12 protein-coding genes, 2 tRNA genes, 2 rRNA genes and 1 riboswitch are annotated in these 17,063 nt (G+C 46.0%); of the genes, 2 read left to right on the forward strand and 14 right to left on the reverse strand.

Annotated features, from left to right (window positions below; translation table 11 throughout):
- Nucleotides 1–73: 73 nt before the first annotated feature.
- The gene (gene tsrA, locus AC3CH4_RS15125; protein ID WP_004736654.1) at nucleotides 74–355 is read right to left on the reverse strand and encodes an H-NS-like global regulator TsrA; all 282 of its coding nucleotides are present in this window, start codon (nucleotides 353–355) and stop codon (nucleotides 74–76) included.
- A gap of 102 nt (nucleotides 356–457) precedes the next feature.
- Nucleotides 458–1,657 carry a multidrug effflux MFS transporter gene (locus AC3CH4_RS15130; protein ID WP_208638345.1) on the reverse strand — a complete coding sequence of 400 codons (1,200 nt, stop codon included), beginning with the start codon at nucleotides 1,655–1,657 and terminating at the stop codon, nucleotides 458–460.
- Nucleotides 1,658–1,758: 101 nt separating this feature from the next.
- On the opposite strand from AC3CH4_RS15130, the gene AC3CH4_RS15135 reads away from it, so the two are divergent.
- Together AC3CH4_RS15135 and AC3CH4_RS15140 are read left to right on the forward strand one after the other, a co-directional pair.
- Nucleotides 1,759–2,700 (forward strand): LysR family transcriptional regulator, encoded by a 942-nt coding sequence (locus tag AC3CH4_RS15135; RefSeq protein WP_086715421.1) that lies wholly within the window; start codon nucleotides 1,759–1,761, stop codon nucleotides 2,698–2,700.
- Nucleotides 2,701–2,822: 122 nt separating this feature from the next.
- Nucleotides 2,823–4,613, forward strand: a complete 1,791-nt coding sequence (locus AC3CH4_RS15140; protein ID WP_488543098.1) for an aminopeptidase P family protein — start codon at nucleotides 2,823–2,825, stop codon at nucleotides 4,611–4,613.
- Between the two features lie 136 nt (nucleotides 4,614–4,749).
- Here the strand turns inward: AC3CH4_RS15140 and thiH are convergent, their stop codons facing one another.
- From thiH to AC3CH4_RS15200, 12 genes are all read right to left on the reverse strand, one after another.
- A complete protein-coding gene (thiH, locus tag AC3CH4_RS15145; RefSeq protein ID WP_488543099.1) occupies nucleotides 4,750–5,877 on the reverse strand; it encodes a 2-iminoacetate synthase ThiH in 1,128 nt (375 codons plus the stop codon).
- A 7-nt stretch (nucleotides 5,878–5,884) separates the two neighbouring features.
- On the reverse strand, nucleotides 5,885–6,649 hold the full coding sequence (locus AC3CH4_RS15150) for a thiazole synthase (protein WP_171387570.1): 765 nt from the start codon (nucleotides 6,647–6,649) through the stop codon (nucleotides 5,885–5,887).
- Nucleotides 6,650–6,651: 2 nt separating this feature from the next.
- Nucleotides 6,652–6,861, reverse strand: a complete 210-nt coding sequence (gene thiS, locus AC3CH4_RS15155) for a sulfur carrier protein ThiS (protein ID WP_016789613.1) — start codon at nucleotides 6,859–6,861, stop codon at nucleotides 6,652–6,654.
- Nucleotides 6,858–7,640, reverse strand: coding sequence for a HesA/MoeB/ThiF family protein (locus AC3CH4_RS15160; RefSeq protein WP_488543100.1), 783 nt, complete (start codon nucleotides 7,638–7,640; stop codon nucleotides 6,858–6,860). Before AC3CH4_RS15160 ends, thiS begins: the two co-directional genes overlap by 4 nt.
- On the reverse strand, nucleotides 7,630–8,922 hold the full coding sequence (locus AC3CH4_RS15165; RefSeq protein ID WP_488543101.1) for a thiamine phosphate synthase: 1,293 nt from the start codon (nucleotides 8,920–8,922) through the stop codon (nucleotides 7,630–7,632). The genes AC3CH4_RS15160 and AC3CH4_RS15165 overlap by 11 nt, the downstream gene beginning before the upstream one ends.
- A complete protein-coding gene (gene thiC, locus AC3CH4_RS15170; RefSeq protein ID WP_017108620.1) occupies nucleotides 8,922–10,871 on the reverse strand; it encodes a phosphomethylpyrimidine synthase ThiC in 1,950 nt (649 codons plus the stop codon). The genes AC3CH4_RS15165 and thiC overlap by 1 nt, the downstream gene beginning before the upstream one ends.
- Before the next feature lie 129 nt (nucleotides 10,872–11,000).
- Nucleotides 11,001–11,099: riboswitch (TPP riboswitch) on the reverse strand.
- Nucleotides 11,100–11,161: 62 nt separating this feature from the next.
- Nucleotides 11,162–11,545 carry a fluoride efflux transporter CrcB gene (crcB, locus tag AC3CH4_RS15175; protein WP_004736665.1) on the reverse strand — a complete coding sequence of 128 codons (384 nt, stop codon included), beginning with the start codon at nucleotides 11,543–11,545 and terminating at the stop codon, nucleotides 11,162–11,164.
- A 100-nt stretch (nucleotides 11,546–11,645) separates the two neighbouring features.
- A complete protein-coding gene (locus AC3CH4_RS15180; RefSeq protein ID WP_488543102.1) occupies nucleotides 11,646–13,028 on the reverse strand; it encodes a multicopper oxidase family protein in 1,383 nt (460 codons plus the stop codon).
- A gap of 350 nt (nucleotides 13,029–13,378) precedes the next feature.
- A tRNA-Trp gene (locus AC3CH4_RS15185) sits at nucleotides 13,379–13,455 on the reverse strand.
- A gap of 60 nt (nucleotides 13,456–13,515) precedes the next feature.
- A tRNA-Asp gene (locus AC3CH4_RS15190) sits at nucleotides 13,516–13,592 on the reverse strand.
- A 67-nt stretch (nucleotides 13,593–13,659) separates the two neighbouring features.
- Nucleotides 13,660–13,775: ribosomal RNA gene (gene rrf, locus AC3CH4_RS15195) — 5S ribosomal RNA — on the reverse strand.
- A 97-nt stretch (nucleotides 13,776–13,872) separates the two neighbouring features.
- A 23S ribosomal RNA gene (locus tag AC3CH4_RS15200) occupies nucleotides 13,873–16,765 on the reverse strand.
- Nucleotides 16,766–17,063 lie beyond the last annotated feature (298 nt).

Consider the following 17,063-nt stretch of genomic DNA (forward strand, 5'->3'; position numbering starts at 1 on the left):
TCGCTCTTAAATTGACCTAGCCCAAAACGCAAAAAACCACTCAATTGAGTGGTTTCTTTTTATCTGGAATAAACTACTTGTTTAGAAAAGCTTGTAGCTCTTCAGCAGAGATACCTTGCTCGGCTAGCTCTTTTGCTAGTAGCTGAACTTGTTCACCTTTACGAGATTCAACCACGCGTTGAAATTGGTAAATGATATCTCGCAAAGTATCAATTGGAACTTGTTTTGCCGCACTGCGAATACGCTCTTCACTTTGGTTTCCTAGCTCTTTAAGCAATTTACCAAACATGACCTTTTCAGGTGCATCTTCCATTTGTTCTAAGATGCGCGCCATTTCGTAGGTTGTTAATGACATTACAGTATTTTCCGTTGGGGACTAACGTTTCAATGAGTGACAAATATACCATGTTTTAACGTTTCGCAAACCGCCATTTGTATATTTTGTCACCCTTGAGACTTATGCCTTAGCAAACGTCATGTGCCATGACTTACCCGCTTTGCTCGCAAGCACTAACAATGCAGGAACAATAAGGAACATTTGCAGCGCAATCATCACTTGAGACGTTAAATCAAGACGTTGCATCGTACCAACAAGCAGTCCAGAACCGCTCATTTGGAACAAGCCAAGCAACGCAGCTGCGGTACCCGCACGGTCACCAAAAGGTTCAAGTGCCTTACCAGCTGCGGCACCAAGAATCCATGCGAAACCAACTGAAGATAAGAAAATCGGCAGCATGAATGCGATCGCGCTAGCATGCTCAGCAAGCACCAACATAACCACACCCGCTAAGCCAAGCGTTGAAATACCGACAACCAATGCTTTGTAAGTACCAAAACGGTCCATGAACTTCGGTGCAGTGAATGCAGCCGTGATGTTGATAACCGCGTTAATACCAAACCAGAAGGTAAACTCGTTCATCGTCAAACCTAAGTTTTCCATCAACACAACTGGTGCAGAGGTAACGTAAGCAAGGATTACTGCCATCGCCATCAAACACAATGTCGCATGGAAGATGAATGATGGTGTTTTCAGTACCGACCAGTAACGCTCAAGTTTGAACACCGCGACCTTTTCTGTCGCTGGATTAGACTCTTTCATTTGGAAAAACAGAATGGTGCCAACCACAACAGCGAACACAGCCATAAAGCTAAAGTTCGAGCGCCAGCCAAACTGTTGAGTCAACCAAGCACCAAGAATCGGTGCCAGTGCAGGAATAAAGCAAATGGCACCATTGAGGTAACTGATCATGCGGCCACTCTTCTCAGGGCCAAATAGATCGCGAACCGTCGCAAAGGCTGCTACAGAAGTCGCACAAGCTCCTAAGCCTTGTAGCAGCCGAGCTATTAGCATCATATCAATCGATTGAGCTGCCCACGCCAAGCAAGCACTCAATGCATAGATACTAACACCTCCCAATGCAACGGTTCGACGTCCTAACTTATCAGCCAAAGGGCCTGCAAATAATTGCCCGACACCCATGGCGAATAAAAACCAAGTAATCGTATCTTGTGCTAATGCGTGTTCCACGTGAAACGCTGTTGAAATTTGTGGCAGAGCTGGAAGATAAATATCTATAGCCAAAGGGCTAAATAGAACCAGCATTGCCAATAAAGCAACCTGCAGTTTACTAGGGGTTGGAAGCGCGTTAGAAGGCACAAGATTCTCCGAATGAGTTAATTTAGGTGCATAATAACCAACTAAAGATATGAACAAAAATGGCATATACTCATTAGCATTATTCCAAATAGGAAACTCACATGAATATCGAGAAACTATCACGCCTCGACCTCAATCTATTGGTTTGCTTACAGGTGCTGATGGAAGAGCTGAGTGTCACTCGCACCGCACATCGATTATGCTTGAGCCAGTCAGCGGTGAGTAAGTCGCTAGCCAAGCTTCGTGAACAATTTAATGACCCCCTTTTTACGCGAAGTGCTCATGGCCTACGACCAACACCTAAGGCTTTATTTCTCAAGCCTCGATTAGAAACGCTGATCAATCAACTAGATGTACTTACCCAGCCAGAGACGTTCATTCCCAACAACAGTGACCACAGTTTTCACATTGCGGCTGTTGAGAGTGTTTACCCGCTGATTCTTCCCCACTTCTTACCAGCTATATTTCGACAAGCACCTAAGGTCAATATCAACACCCACGCGTGGACAGAACAAACCTTTAAGAAGCTGCAGCTTGGTGAACTAGATATCGGACTCACTGGCAAAGACATCGACATCAACGATGCGCGTTTAACCATGCTGCCGCCAGACGACATCTGCGAACAAGAGATCTACCGCGATGCACAGATGTGTGTACTAAGACGCAACCACCCTGCTCTGAGCGGTAAATGGGATCTGGAAACCTACCTTGCGCAACGTCATGTACAAGTAAGATGTGATGGTAACGACCGCTGGCTGCTCGACTACAAACTGGCTGATCTTGGTCATCAGCGAGATATCGCTATTTCTGTTCCAGACTTCAATAGCGCCGCAAGCCTATGTACCTACACCGACTTTGTGTTTACCGCACCAAGCCATTTTACTTACCTCGTCGCCAAGCAACTCGACTTAGTGGTTGTTCCTTTACCTATGGAATTCCCACCGATGGCATACACTCTGTTTTGGCACCGTGACAGAGAAAATGACCCAGCGTTAACTTGGCTGCGAGATATCATCAAAGAAAAAACTCTGCACCTTAGATAAAAATGGCGTACAGCGTTTGCAGCAAACGAACAAAAGCGCTAGCTTATTGACCTAATAAGTCCCCTCGCATATATATCGACTGTGAGTGTTAACAAGGACCCTAACAATAAGGATAAACACAGATGCACAATATCACTGCTGAACGCGTTGATGCGGTTCGAGCTTGGCTTGAAACAAACAACCTAGATGCCGTTATCATTCCACACGAAGACGAATATCTAGGTGAATACGTTCCAGCTCATAACGAGCGACTTCACTGGTTAACAGGTTTCACAGGCTCTGCAGGTGCCGCTGTTATTACTCGTGAAACTGCTGCTATTTTTGTTGATGGTCGCTATACCGTTCAGGTTCGTAAGCAGGTGCCAGCAGAGTTATTTGAGTATCGCCACCTTATTGAAGAACCGGCTTTAGATTGGATCGTCAATTCATTACCACAAGGCAGTAAGGTTGCCTTCGACCCACGCATGCACACTGCTGCTTGGTTGAAAGGCGCACAAGCAAAACTAGCAGAGAAAGTTGAGCTAACAACGCTCTCAGCAAACCCGATTGATGCGCTTTGGTCTGATCGCCCTGAGCCTGTCGTATCTGATGTGCGCCTAATGGCAACAGACGCCGTTGGTCAATCAAGCGAGAGTAAGCGCGCCGAGATTGCTGGCTTACTAAAAGCAAAAGGTGCGGACGCCGCTATCCTGACCGAGCTTGACTCAATATGCTGGTTGCTTAACATTCGTGGTTTAGACGTATCTCGCCTACCTGTTGTGTTGTCTAATGCAATCATTCACGCTGATGAAAGCGTCGATTTCTTCCTAGACCCAGCACGTATCCCAGCAGGCTTTGAAGCACACGTTGGTAATGGTATTCGAGTTTCTCACCCATCAGAGCTTGAAGCGCGCCTTCAATCTTTAGAAAGCAAAAATGTATCTGTCGATTCAGGCACAAGCAATGCTTGGTATACGCTTGTTCTTCAAAACGCTGGCGCTCATCTCATTGAAGCAGCAGACCCATGTCTCATGCCAAAAGCCGCTAAAAACGAAACTGAAATTGCAGGCATGAAAGCGTGTCACATTCGTGATGGCGTGGCGATGGCTAAGTTCTTGTCTTGGATTGATGCCGAAGTCGCGCAAGGTAACCTACACAACGAAGCAGTGTTGGCTGACAAAGTACAATCGTTCCGTGAGCAAGACCCTACGCTGATGGACCTAAGTTTTGACACGATTTCAGCTGCAGGCGGAAACGCAGCTATGTGTCACTACAACCATGAGAACCAACCTGAACCAGGTCAGTTAGAACTGAATACTCTGTACCTAGTCGATTCAGGCGGTCAGTACTTAGATGGTACAACGGACATCACTCGTACTATCGCGATTGGCCAACCAAGCGACGAAATGATTCAACAGTTCACTCTCGCACTTAAAGGTCATATCGGCATTGCACGTGCACGTTTCCCTCAAGGTACTCGTGGTTTCCAACTGGATATCCTAGCGCGTCAGCACTTATGGGCAGAAGGCTTCGACTACGACCACGGTACTGGTCACGGTGTTGGTCATTTCCTAAGTGTTCATGAAGGACCGCAAAGCATCTCTAAGAAGCTGATCGACGTACCTCTAGTTGAAGGCATGGTGTTATCGAACGAGCCGGGTTACTACCGTGCTGATGAATTTGGTATCCGCATCGAAAACCTAGAGCTCGTGGTTGAACTTCCAACTCAAGGTGATTTCTCAGTACTAACGTTTGAGTCGCTAACACGTTGCCCTATCGATAAGCGCAACATCAATGTTGACTTGCTAACACGACCTGAACTGGCATGGCTGAACGACTACCATCAGAAAGTTTGGAACGACGTTAGCCCATTAGTTGAAGGTGATACATTGGAATGGTTACGCCAATCAACCACTCCATTGGCTCACGCTTAATGCTTAACTAAGCTGTTAACTGAACCAAAACAAACTTGCTAAGTTAAATAGAAAAACGGCTACCCAAAGGTAGCCGTTTTTATTTGCCTGTATCATTACATCGATGTTTCACGTGGAACATCAACCAATATGTTGATTAACCAGAATAGGCACTGTGCCAGTCTCGCCACACTGGGTCGAAACCACGCTGACGAATCATCGACTCAACATCAGCAGCACTTCTCTCATCACTGATCTCAAACTGCTCGAGTTCTTCCTCACCGGAAGCATAACCACCGGGTTGGGTTTTCGAAGCTGCCGACATACTGGTGATACCCAAAGGCAACACGTTATTGCGAAAAGTTGCCGACTCACGGGTCGAAAGGGATAACTCGACCTCAGGATTTAAGAGTCGATATGCGCAGATAAGCTGAACCAACTGTTTATCGTTCATGACTGATTTAGGCTGTAAGCCTCCACTAGACTCCCCACCTTCACACGGGCGAAGACGTGGGAATGAAATCGAGTAACGTGTCTGCCAATAAGTACGCTCCAGGTAATCTAAATGAGCAGCAACAAAGAAGCAGTCGGTTCGCCAATCTTCCAAACCAATCAAAGCACCAATCCCTATCTTATCAATACCCGCTTTTGCCAAGCGATCGGGAGTTTCAAGACGATATTCAAAATCCATTTTATTGCCACGTAGATGATGCTCAGCGTAGGTCCTTGGTTGATAGGTCTCTTGATAAACCATCACCGCATCTAAACCGAGAGTTTTAAGCTCTGCGTAATCATGTTGATCAAGCGGCTGCACTTCCATCGCAAGGTAGTTAAATTGCTTTTTGATAGTCGGCAACACCTGTCGAAAGTAATTCATCCCGACCTTAGTTTCATGTTCACCGGTGACCAACAAAACGCTATCAAACTTCATCTTTTTGATAGCCGCACTTTCGGCATCAATTTCATCCAAAGTAAGCGTGCGGCGCTTGATACGATTCTCCATTGAGAAACCACAATACGTGCATGCATTCGCGCATAGATTCGAGAGATACAAAGGAATATAAAGCGACATTGTATTACCAAATCGCTTACGAGTTAGCGCCAACGATTGTTGTGCCATCTGCTCTAAGTAAGGTTCTGCCGCCGGAGAGATCAGAGCCTTAAAGTCTTCTAGGTCGCGTTTGGGTTTACTCAGAGCACGTTCAACATCCGCTGCCGTTTTACTGAAGATAGACATACCAATGTCATCCCAGTTGAGCTGTTTAAATCGATCAACAAACGTCATGGCAATATTACTCGTCTAGAAATGAAGTTAACGGACTGGAAGCAACCGCGTGAGATACCTGACCAGCGAGACCAGCAAGGTAAGCCATACGACCTGCTTCAACTGCCAACTTAAAAGCAATCGCCATATCAACAGGTTGTTGGGAAGCCGCAATCGCCGTATTCACTAACACTGCATCTGCGCCCATTTCCATTGCACGAGCAGCATGAGATGGTGCACCTATGCCTGCATCCACAATCACAGGGACATTCGCTTGGTCGATAATGATCTCTAAGAAGTCTGCCGAAGCGATACCTTTGTTTGAACCAATTGGGGCACCTAGCGGCATAACCGCAGTACAACCCACCTCTTCCAAGCGTTTACACAATACTGGATCGGCATGACAGTAAGGCAACACAATAAAGCCATCTTTAACCAGTTGCTCAGCAGCTTTAAGCGTCTCTATTGGGTCTGGCATCAAGTACTTTGGATCTGGATGAATTTCCAGTTTAAGCCAGTTTGTACCTAGCGCTTCACGAGCCAAATGCGCAGCAAAGACGGCATCTTTTGCACTCTTCGCCCCAGAGGTATTCGGTAGCAAGTTCACGCCAGCATCAATGATGGGCTGTAAAATGTCGTCTTGCTCAGAGCGAATATCGACTCTCTTCAACGCCATGGTTGCCAGTTGCGAACCTGAAGCTTCAATAGCACTCGCCATCAAATGCTTGTTTGCGAACTTGCCGGTTCCAGTAAAGAGTCGTGATTGAAACGTTTTATCAGCGATAGTTAACATGGTTAGCCTCCTGCAATGGCTTGGAAAAGAGAAATAGCATCGCCTTCATTGACGACAGTTTGTTGCCACTGGCTACGCGGGACAACCGCATTATTGATTGCAAATACACAACCTAGATCAGGTAATGATAGAGCTTGGATAATGTCCGCTAGAGACGAAGAGTACGCTACCTGTTCTGGTTGTTCGTTTATAGAGATCGTTATATGACTCATTGGATTTCTTCTTCTAAATGCTTAACTACAGGTGCACTGCACACGAGACATTCACTATCTTTAGTAACCATTAAGTTTTGCCAATTCATCGTTTGGCCATCAAACAGCTTGAGCTGATGTGTTGTTACCTGAAACTCACCACAAGTTAAACGTTGAATAGCAGCTAAAGCTTGAAGGTTACCTATGGTGCCGACAACTGGACCAATAATGCCGCTATCACTACAACGCGTTGTTTGTGGATGATGCTCAAACGGGAAAAGGCAGTAATAACACCCTTGCTGGTTCTGATAATCAAAGACAATAAATTGACCTTTCCAGCCAATTGCAGAACCCGATATCAAAGGTGTATTAGCTTTAAAACAAGCTCGGTTAACCTGCTGGCGTGACGCGAAGTTGTCAGTACAATCCAACACGAGATCAGCCAACATGACTTCTAATTCAAGTTGGCTTTCACTCATTCGTTGATTGATGGTTCTTACTTGGCTGCGGTCATTGAGCTCATTCAGTTGTTGTTTAAGTGCTTCGACCTTAGGTGAACCTAATTGGCTTTCCTTGAACGCTACCTGTCGTTGCAGGTTAGATGAATCCACACAGTCATCATCAACCAACACGATCTTTCCAACACCAGAAGCTGCAAGGTAAAGAGCCGCAGCATTACCTAAGCCACCACAACCAATCACTAACACATGGCCATTTAATAGGTTTCGTTGCCCTTGTTCACCGACTTCAGGTAACGCAATTTGTCGTTGATAACGAATGAATTCAAAGTCACTCAGCATAGCTAGGCTCCTGTATAACCTCTTCCTTAAGAGTTGGAGATTTAGATGCCATCAGTTTTTCGAAAAATTCGATCACTTTCTGTGGGTCTTCCGCCAATGTAATCGCACGTACCACCGCCAAACTCGATACCCCACACTCCCACACCTGCTCAGCTGTCGATTGGTCAATACCGCCAATAGCAACCGTCGGATAACCGATGAGTTGTTCTGTGTATGGGATAGTATCAATCAGCTGTTGATACAGAGATAAACGAACTAAACCCTGAGGTTTCGATGGCATCTGTTTAGTTGTTGTTGGGAAGATGTGTCCCAGCGCAATATAGCTTGGGTTGATTTGAACAATGCGTAGCAACTCGTAATAGCCATGAGTCGAGAGACCTATCTTAATACCTGCTTGGCTCAACTGTGAGAGGTTTGATTCTTCAATATCCTCTTGCCCCAAATGAACACCAAACGCGTCATGCTTGAGTGCAAGCTGCCAATAATCATTGATAAAAACCTGAGCGTTATGCTCTCGACCAAGCTCGATTGATCGCGCAACTTGTTGTTCTAAGTCCACTTGCTGAGGGTTTTTAATACGTAGTTGAACAGTGTTAATTCCGAGCTTGAGCAACCTTTCGATCCACTCAACATCATCAACCACAGGATATAGCCCTAGGCTACTCTTGCTCAATTCAGGGAACGAAAGTGATGTTCCTTGGTGCGCCCAACCAACACTAATATCCAGTCGCTCATCTTCCAAAACTGGAATTGGAAAGTTTTGGTAATGTGCTGGCCATGTTCCACGTGAAACATTGGACGCTGCGCGAGCTAAAACCAATGCGTCTTCTAATGGGAACTCTAACGCCAACAAAGTAAGTAACCAGGCAAAGTGGCCGTGATTATCTAACTCCTGATGGGCTGTAGTGTCACTCTTGATAGCACGATTAGCATATAAGTGTGACCAGATATCTAACACAGCTGAATCATCTGAGACACCGATATAGATGGTATTCGGAGTTTGTGTAAAGGCATCACAAACGTCAGTTAGCGCGACTGAATTACTGCAATCAACAACATGGTTCAGTTCCGCCAACTGACACTTCGCCAATGAATCAACATCATGAGCAAAGCCAATCGATAACGCATGCTGAGTGTCAACGATAGAGAAGTATTGAGTTGGGCTTACACCCAACTCAACTGCATCGGTTGCCAAGCCTTGTCGCTTAGCAACCAATAGACAGTTCTGCACCTCTCCCGTTAACTCAATATTTTGAGATGGGATGAGTATCTTCACTGTCATTATTCCTCTAATTGAGCTTCTTTTGCACCTACTGCAGGGTGGTAAAGTTCAGACCCAGTATCACGGAACTCTTGTGATTTCTGACGCATCCCTTCCAACGGGTTATCTAGCATCTTAATCTCGATAGCCTGATCCGCGGCTACTTGTTCGGTATCTTTCGCATACTCTCGGACTTCCTGAGAGATCTTCATCGAGCAGAATTTAGGTCCACACATTGAGCAGAAGTGAGCAACCTTACCGGATTCTTGTGGCAGAGTTTCATCATGGAAAGAACGTGCTGTTTCAGGGTCTAAAGCTAGATTAAATTGGTCTTCCCAACGGAATTCAAAACGTGCTTTAGATAATGCATTATCTCGGATTTGTGCGCCCGGGTGTCCTTTAGCCAAGTCTGCAGCGTGTGCAGCCAGCTTGTAAGTAATCAGGCCGGTCTTTACATCTTCTTTGTTTGGCAAACCTAAATGTTCTTTAGGGGTTACATAACAGAGCATCGCGCAACCGTACCAACCAATCATAGCCGCGCCAATACCAGAGGTAATATGGTCGTAACCAGGGGCAATATCTGTCGTCAATGGGCCTAAAGTATAGAAAGGCGCTTCATGGCAGTGCTCTAACTGCTCGTCCATGTTCTCTTTAATTAGGTGCATTGGCACATGTCCAGGGCCTTCAATGATCACCTGAACGTCGTATTCCCAAGCCACTTTAGTCAGCTCACCTAGAGTACGCAACTCGGAGAATTGAGCCTCATCATTGGCATCTGCAATAGAGCCTGGACGCAAGCCATCACCTAACGACAGAGCCACATCATACTTCGCACAGATCTCGCAGATCTCGCGGAAGTGAGTATAAAGGAAGCTCTCTTGGTGATGAGCAAGACACCATTTCGCGATAATAGAACCACCACGAGAAACAATGCCGGTGACACGTTTAGCCGTCATCGGAACGTAGCGAAGCAACAAACCTGCGTGGATAGTGAAGTAATCAACACCCTGCTCTGCTTGTTCAATCAAAGTATCGCGCATCACTTCCCAGTTAAGGTCTTCCGCAACACCATTCACTTTTTCAAGGGCTTGATACATAGGAACCGTACCGATTGGTACAGGGCTGTTACGTAAGATCCATTCGCGAGTTTCGTGAATATTACGGCCGGTAGAAAGGTCCATTACGGTATCGCCCCCCCAGCGAGTTGACCATACTAACTTCTCTACTTCTTCTTCAATCGAAGAGCTTACTGAAGAGTTACCGATATTAGCGTTCACCTTCACTAAGAAGTTACGACCAATAATCATCGGTTCTGATTCTGGATGGTTGATGTTTGAAGGGATAATAGCTCGACCTTCAGCAACCTCCTTGCGCACGAATTCAGGGGTAATTTCTTTCGGCAGGTTTGCGCCAAAGTTATGGCCAGGATGTTGGTGGTTAAGCTGCTCATCAGCAAACTTCTGACGTCCCATGTTCTCACGTATAGCTATGTACTCCATCTCAGGAGTGATAATCCCCTGACGAGCATAGTGCAGCTGAGTAACACATTGATCGCCAGTCGCACGACGAATTCTAGGTAGGTTGCCGTAACGAAGGTCGTCTAGAGTTTCATCTTCTAAACGTTCTTTAGTGTAAACAGAGCTTACATCGTCTAACAGTTCCGTATCACCACGCTCATCAATCCATTGCTCACGCAACTTTGGAAGGCCGCTATACAGGTCTATTTGATGTGTGGGGTCAGTGTAAACACCTGAGGTATCGTAAACTTGAATGGGTACATTAGGTTCGAATACAGGCTCTTTTTTAGTACCACCGACAAGGCTATCAGCGAGTGATATTTCTCGTACAGGGACTTGAATATCTTCTCGAGATCCTTGGATGTAAGCTTTTTTTGAATTTGGATAAGGTTGTACGGATAAAGAATCGATGAAATTCTTCGCTTCCAGTCTTGCTTGTTTACGACTCGACATAGCATTTTTCCTTGGCTTTTAGCCATTATTTATAGGGATAAAAATGCTTGACGGATTAGATGCTACAAGAGGGATCACGGTAAGAAATACAGTTGTGATCTGGAGATAGATCTCTAGAGGGATTCTAGTTAGATATCTACTCTTGTTCCCTTCGCAGGTATTAGCCTGATCAGGTTCAACGGATCCCGAGTTAACGGTCTCAGCCATATGGCACTCCGACAAGTTCGATCGAGTATATAAAAACGGCTTGGATAAACCAAGCCGAGTTGTTAACAAATCGTAAGAAAGTTTTAAGACTTTATCAAAAGTTGGAAGCCGATCCATGCTGCTGAGATGCTGAGAACCACGTTGAGTAGCACATTGAGTCCCATCTTAAAGAAAGCACCCTGCTGCATAAGAAGCACGTTATCCATCGAAAATGTAGAAAATGTAGTCAATGCTCCAAGGAAACCAAGACCGATGATCTGCCTCCATGGTTCTGTCGCAACCATCTCATTCTCAAACGCTGCGATGAGCAAACCCATAATTAAAGAGCCAATTACGTTAACTGTCAGTGTACCGTAAGGGAAACCACGTCCTAGCATCACCACACATAACTCTGAAATCAAATAACGCGAACAAGCACCAAATGCGCCACCAATGGCAATAAAACCTAAAATAGATAACTGACCCATGAATCCTCCCAAACAATAGTCCCTATATTCTAGCTTTACCGTCGATAAAAGCGAGGGTAGAAACTAAGAATGCATGCGCAAATATTAAACGTTACAGGTGTCACTTAACTTCAATATATCCCATCAATCCTGTTTTCATGTGCTCAATTACATGACAGTGATACATCCAGCGTCCTGGGTTGTCTGCAACAAATGCAGCTTTAGCTCGGCCATTTTTTCCAAGTAACACTGTATCGGTATGGAAAGGCTCTTCAATTTTTTTACCATCAAGTTCCAATACAGTAAATGTATGACCATGAATATGAATCGGGTGATGATATTGAGTGACGTTCTTAAGATCGAATATGTAAGTCTTACCCAACTCTAAAGTCGCCAACGGTTCAGGAATATTGTCTTTGCTCATTCCTTCCCATGCTCTTTTATTTGTTAGCCAAAACTTAGGCATCGATTTTCCATCTTTGGATACTGGAGAAACAGCCCCTTCCCATTCAAATAAAAAGTCGATCTCTTCAGCATTAGCAAGATCTAGGTTGGGCACTGGATTCAATGGTAGTAATGGCAACGAACGTCCTTGAGCAAATGCTGAATCTACGACTTCAAATTCACACAAAGAAAATGGGAAACGCCCCTTCATATGGAGAACGTTAACTCGCTCACCAGCTTTAGGAGCGATCAGTCCGATATCAACACGCATCCCTGGACCGATTTTATGTTGAGTCAGTTTGTAAGGCGTTTTCACAGGGTTACCATCGATGGCAATCACCCATGCTTCAGCCCCTTCGACAGCAATAGGGTAAGTGATCGTATTGTCGACATTAGCGATACGCAGCCTGGTCGTTGCGTGTTGCTTTAACTGATAAGTAGGCTCATGTGTTCCATTAACGCTACTCCATTCTCCTGGTGTGCCCATGCGAGCGCTGAGTCGTGGGATCATTAGATCTTTCCATTGACCCTGTTTGTCGATGTGCCAATGCTTAAGCATCAATGCGTGTTCTTCATCGAACCGTATTGGATTACTCTCTTCTACGATAATAAGGCCAACTAAGCCCATACCAAGCTGCTTCACGCTATTCATGTGTGGGTGATACCAAAATGTGCCAGCATCTGGCGGCGTAAACTCATAAATGAATGTTTCACCTGGCATGATAGGTGGCTGACTTAAGAAGGGAACACCGTCCATTTCGATGGGAATTCTTAAGCCATGCCAATGGATAGTCGTCGGCTCTGATAGCTTATTGGTAAAACGAATTGTGACCTTTTCACCCTGTCGACATCGAATCGTTGGCGCTGGAATCTGGCCATTAAAGCCTAGAATATTAGTCTCAAATCCCGTCACTAGTTCAGCGATTGAAGGCTCTGCCGTTAGGTCGTAAACATACTTTCCTTGTTCATCAACCGACCGCTTCATTGAACAAGCGGGCAGTACAGTGAGTGCTGATATAGCGAGAGATGATTGAATAAACTTACGACGGGAGATATCCATATTTGTTGCCTTTTAGTAATAACGACCAAAATGTAACAAAATATTGAGAATAATTCTCATAAAGAAGTGGGGATTGTGCTGTTGATTGTTTATAAAAGAGGCTGGGATAAGTAAGCACTTACACTTTTAAGGCTAGGTTTTATTAAAAGCAGGAATTATCGACTAAAAATCGAACAAATATAAAGTGAAAAAATAGAACTTCTGCTGAGGCATTGATATGGCAGGGTGGAGGTTTCGACTCCCAACACGCGCTATTTTGGTAAGTCGGAGAATCCGCTGCTTTGCTAATGGCGTATATATTAGATTAAGAAAGCAAAAAGGCTCTAGCATTTCTGCTAGAGCCTTAAATATGGCAGGGGTGGAGAGATTCGAACTCCCAACACGCGGATTTGGAATCCGCTGCTCTGCCAATTGGAGCTACACCCCTAAAACTTTTTACTACGTCAGATTCGAAAAAACCTCGCACTAGGCGAGGTTATCGAATAAGTGGCGGAGTGGACGGGACTCGAACCCGCGACCCCCGGCGTGACAGGCCGGTATTCTAACCAACTGAACTACCACTCCGCAGTGGTCAACTCACTAAGTGAGCGTCCATATCTCCAGGTCGGTCAACCTAAAGATTTAATTTAAAGCCTGGCGATGTCCTACTCTCACATGGGGAAGCCCCACACTACCATCGGCGCTATTGTGTTTCACTTCTGAGTTCGGCATGGAATCAGGTGGGTCCACAATGCTATGGTCGCCAAGCAAATTTTAAAATTCGGAAAGCTTATCTAAAAGTATTTCTCTTCAAACGCATTCAAGGTCTGGTACATCTGAGTCCACAAAACCCCTTGGGTGTTGTATGGTTAAGCCTCACGGGCAATTAGTACAGGTTAGCTCAATGCCTCGCAGCACTTACACACCCTGCCTATCAACGTCGTAGTCTACGACAACCCTTTAGGACACTTATAGTGCCAGGGAAAACTCATCTCAAGGCTCGCTTCCCGCTTAGATGCTTTCAGCGGTTATCGATTCCGAACTTAGCTACCGGGCAATGCCATTGGCATGACAACCCGAACACCAGAGGTTCGTCCACTCCGGTCCTCTCGTACTAGGAGCAGCCCCTTTCAATTTTCCAACGCCCACGGCAGATAGGGACCGAACTGTCTCACGACGTTCTAAACCCAGCTCGCGTACCACTTTAAATGGCGAACAGCCATACCCTTGGGACCGACTTCAGCCCCAGGATGTGATGAGCCGACATCGAGGTGCCAAACACCGCCGTCGATATGAACTCTTGGGCGGTATCAGCCTGTTATCCCCGGAGTACCTTTTATCCGTTGAGCGATGGCCCTTCCATTCAGAACCACCGGATCACTATGACCTGCTTTCGCACCTGCTCGAATTGTCATTCTCGCAGTCAAGCGGGCTTATGCCATTGCACTAACCACACGATGTCCAACCGTGTTTAGCCCACCTTCGTGCTCCTCCGTTACTCTTTGGGAGGAGACCGCCCCAGTCAAACTACCCACCAGGCACTGTCCGTAATCCCGATTCAGGGACCAACGTTAGAACATCAAAACTACAAGGGTGGTATTTCAAGGACGACTCCATCACATCTAGCGACGCAATTTCATAGTCTCCCACCTATCCTACACATGTAGGTTCAATGTTCAGTGCCAAGCTGTAGTAAAGGTTCACGGGGTCTTTCCGTCTAGCCGCGGGTACACTGCATCTTCACAGCGATTTCAATTTCACTGAGTCTCGGGTGGAGACAGCGTGGCCATCATTACGCCATTCGTGCAGGTCGGAACTTACCCGACAAGGAATTTCGCTACCTTAGGACCGTTATAGTTACGGCCGCCGTTTACCGGGGCTTCGATCAAGAGCTTCGACCGAAGTCTAACCCCATCAATTAACCTTCCGGCACCGGGCAGGCGTCACACCGTATACGTCATCTTACGATTTTGCACAGTGCTGTGTTTTTAATAAACAGTTGCAGCCACCTGGTATCTGCGACTCTCGTCTGCTCCATCCGCAAGGGACTTCACTGATAAGAGCGTACCTTCTCCCGAAGTTACGGTACCATTTTGCCTAGTTCCTTCACCCGAGTTCTCTCAAGCGCCTTGGTATTCTCTACCCGACCACCTGTGTCGGTTTGGGGTACGATTCCTTACAATCTGAAGCTTAGAGGCTTTTCCTGGAAGCATGGCATCAATGACTTCACTACCGTAGTAGCTCGACATCGTATCTCAGCGTTAAGAAAGTCCGGATTTACCTAAACTTTCCGCCTACGTACTTGAACCTGGACAACCGTCGCCAGGCCCACCTAGCCTTCTCCGTCCCCCCATCGCAATTGTAAGAAGTACGGGAATATTAACCCGTTTCCCATCGACTACGCCTTTCGGCCTCGCCTTAGGAGTCGACTTACCCTGCCCCGATTAACGTTGGACAGGAACCCTTGGTCTTCCGGCGAGGGAGTTTTTCACTCCCTTTATCGTTACTCATGTCAGCATTCGCACTTCTGATACCTCCAGCAGCCCTTACAGACCACCTTCAACGGCTTACAGAACGCTCCCCTACCCCACATATCCTAAGATACGTAGCCGCAGCTTCGGTGTATAGCTTAGCCCCGTTACATCTTCCGCGCAGGCCGACTCGACCAGTGAGCTATTACGCTTTCTTTAAATGATGGCTGCTTCTAAGCCAACATCCTGGCTGTCTGAGCCTTCCCACATCGTTTCCCACTTAGCTATACTTTGGGACCTTAGCTGGCGGTCTGGGTTGTTTCCCTCTCCACGACGGACGTTAGCACCCGCCGTGTGTCTCCCGGATAGTACTTACTGGTATTCGGAGTTTGCAAAGGGTTGGTAAGTCGGGATGACCCCCTAGCCTTAACAGTGCTCTACCCCCAGTAGTATTCGTCCGAGGCGCTACCTAAATAGCTTTCGGGGAGAACCAGCTATCTCCAGGTTTGATTGGCCTTTCACCCCTAGCCACAAGTCATCCGCTAATTTTTCAACATTAGTCGGTTCGGTCCTCCAGTTGATGTTACTCAACCTTCAACCTGCCCATGGCTAGATCACCTGGTTTCGGGTCTAATCCTAGCAACTGTACGCCCAGTTAAGACTCGGTTTCCCTACGGCTCCCCTAAACGGTTAACCTTGCTACTAAAATTAAGTCGCTGACCCATTATACAAAAGGTACGCAGTCACACCACGAAGGTGCTCCTACTGCTTGTACGTACACGGTTTCAGGTTCTATTTCACTCCCCTCACAGGGGTTCTTTTCGCCTTTCCCTCACGGTACTGGTTCACTATCGGTCAGTCAGTAGTATTTAGCCTTGGAGGATGGTCCCCCCATATTCAGACAGGATATCACGTGTCCCGCCCTACTCGTTTTCACTGATTATGATGTGTCGGTTACGGGGCTATCACCCTTTATTGCGAGACTTTCCAGACTCTTCACCTGCATCATTAAAAGCTTAAGGGCTAATCCAATTTCGCTCGCCGCTACTTTCGGAATCTCGGTTGATTTCTCTTCCTCGGGGTACTTAGATGTTTCAGTTCCCCCGGTTTGCCTCCTGTTGCTATGTATTCACAACAGGATACTTGCTTATGCAAGTGGGTTTCCCCATTCAGGAATCCCAGACTCAAAAGGTTATTACTACCTAATCTGGGCTTATCGCAAGTTATTACGCCTTTCATCGCCTCTGACTGCCAAGGCATCCACCGTGTACGCTTAGTCACTTAACCATACAACCCGAAAGGGTCTTAGCGTATGGCAACTAACCAAGGTTTTTGGTTGTCATCAAGAAGGGTTAATTCTCAATGACTGTTTGCCGGACTCAATTGTGAATCAAATAAATTTGATTCGAATACAAGACACTTGAATGTGTTTGTTGTGTTTATCTAATGAAAGATAAACATTGAGAACTTTTAAATTTGATTAACATGACTCGTAAGTCAGTTAATCAGTCAGCTTTCCAAATTGTTAAAGAGCATGAGACTTTAAGAACCAGTGTTCTAAAATTCACATTTTCTAAAGACTCTC

The organism is Vibrio sp. QJM3NY_26, assembly GCF_057786005.1.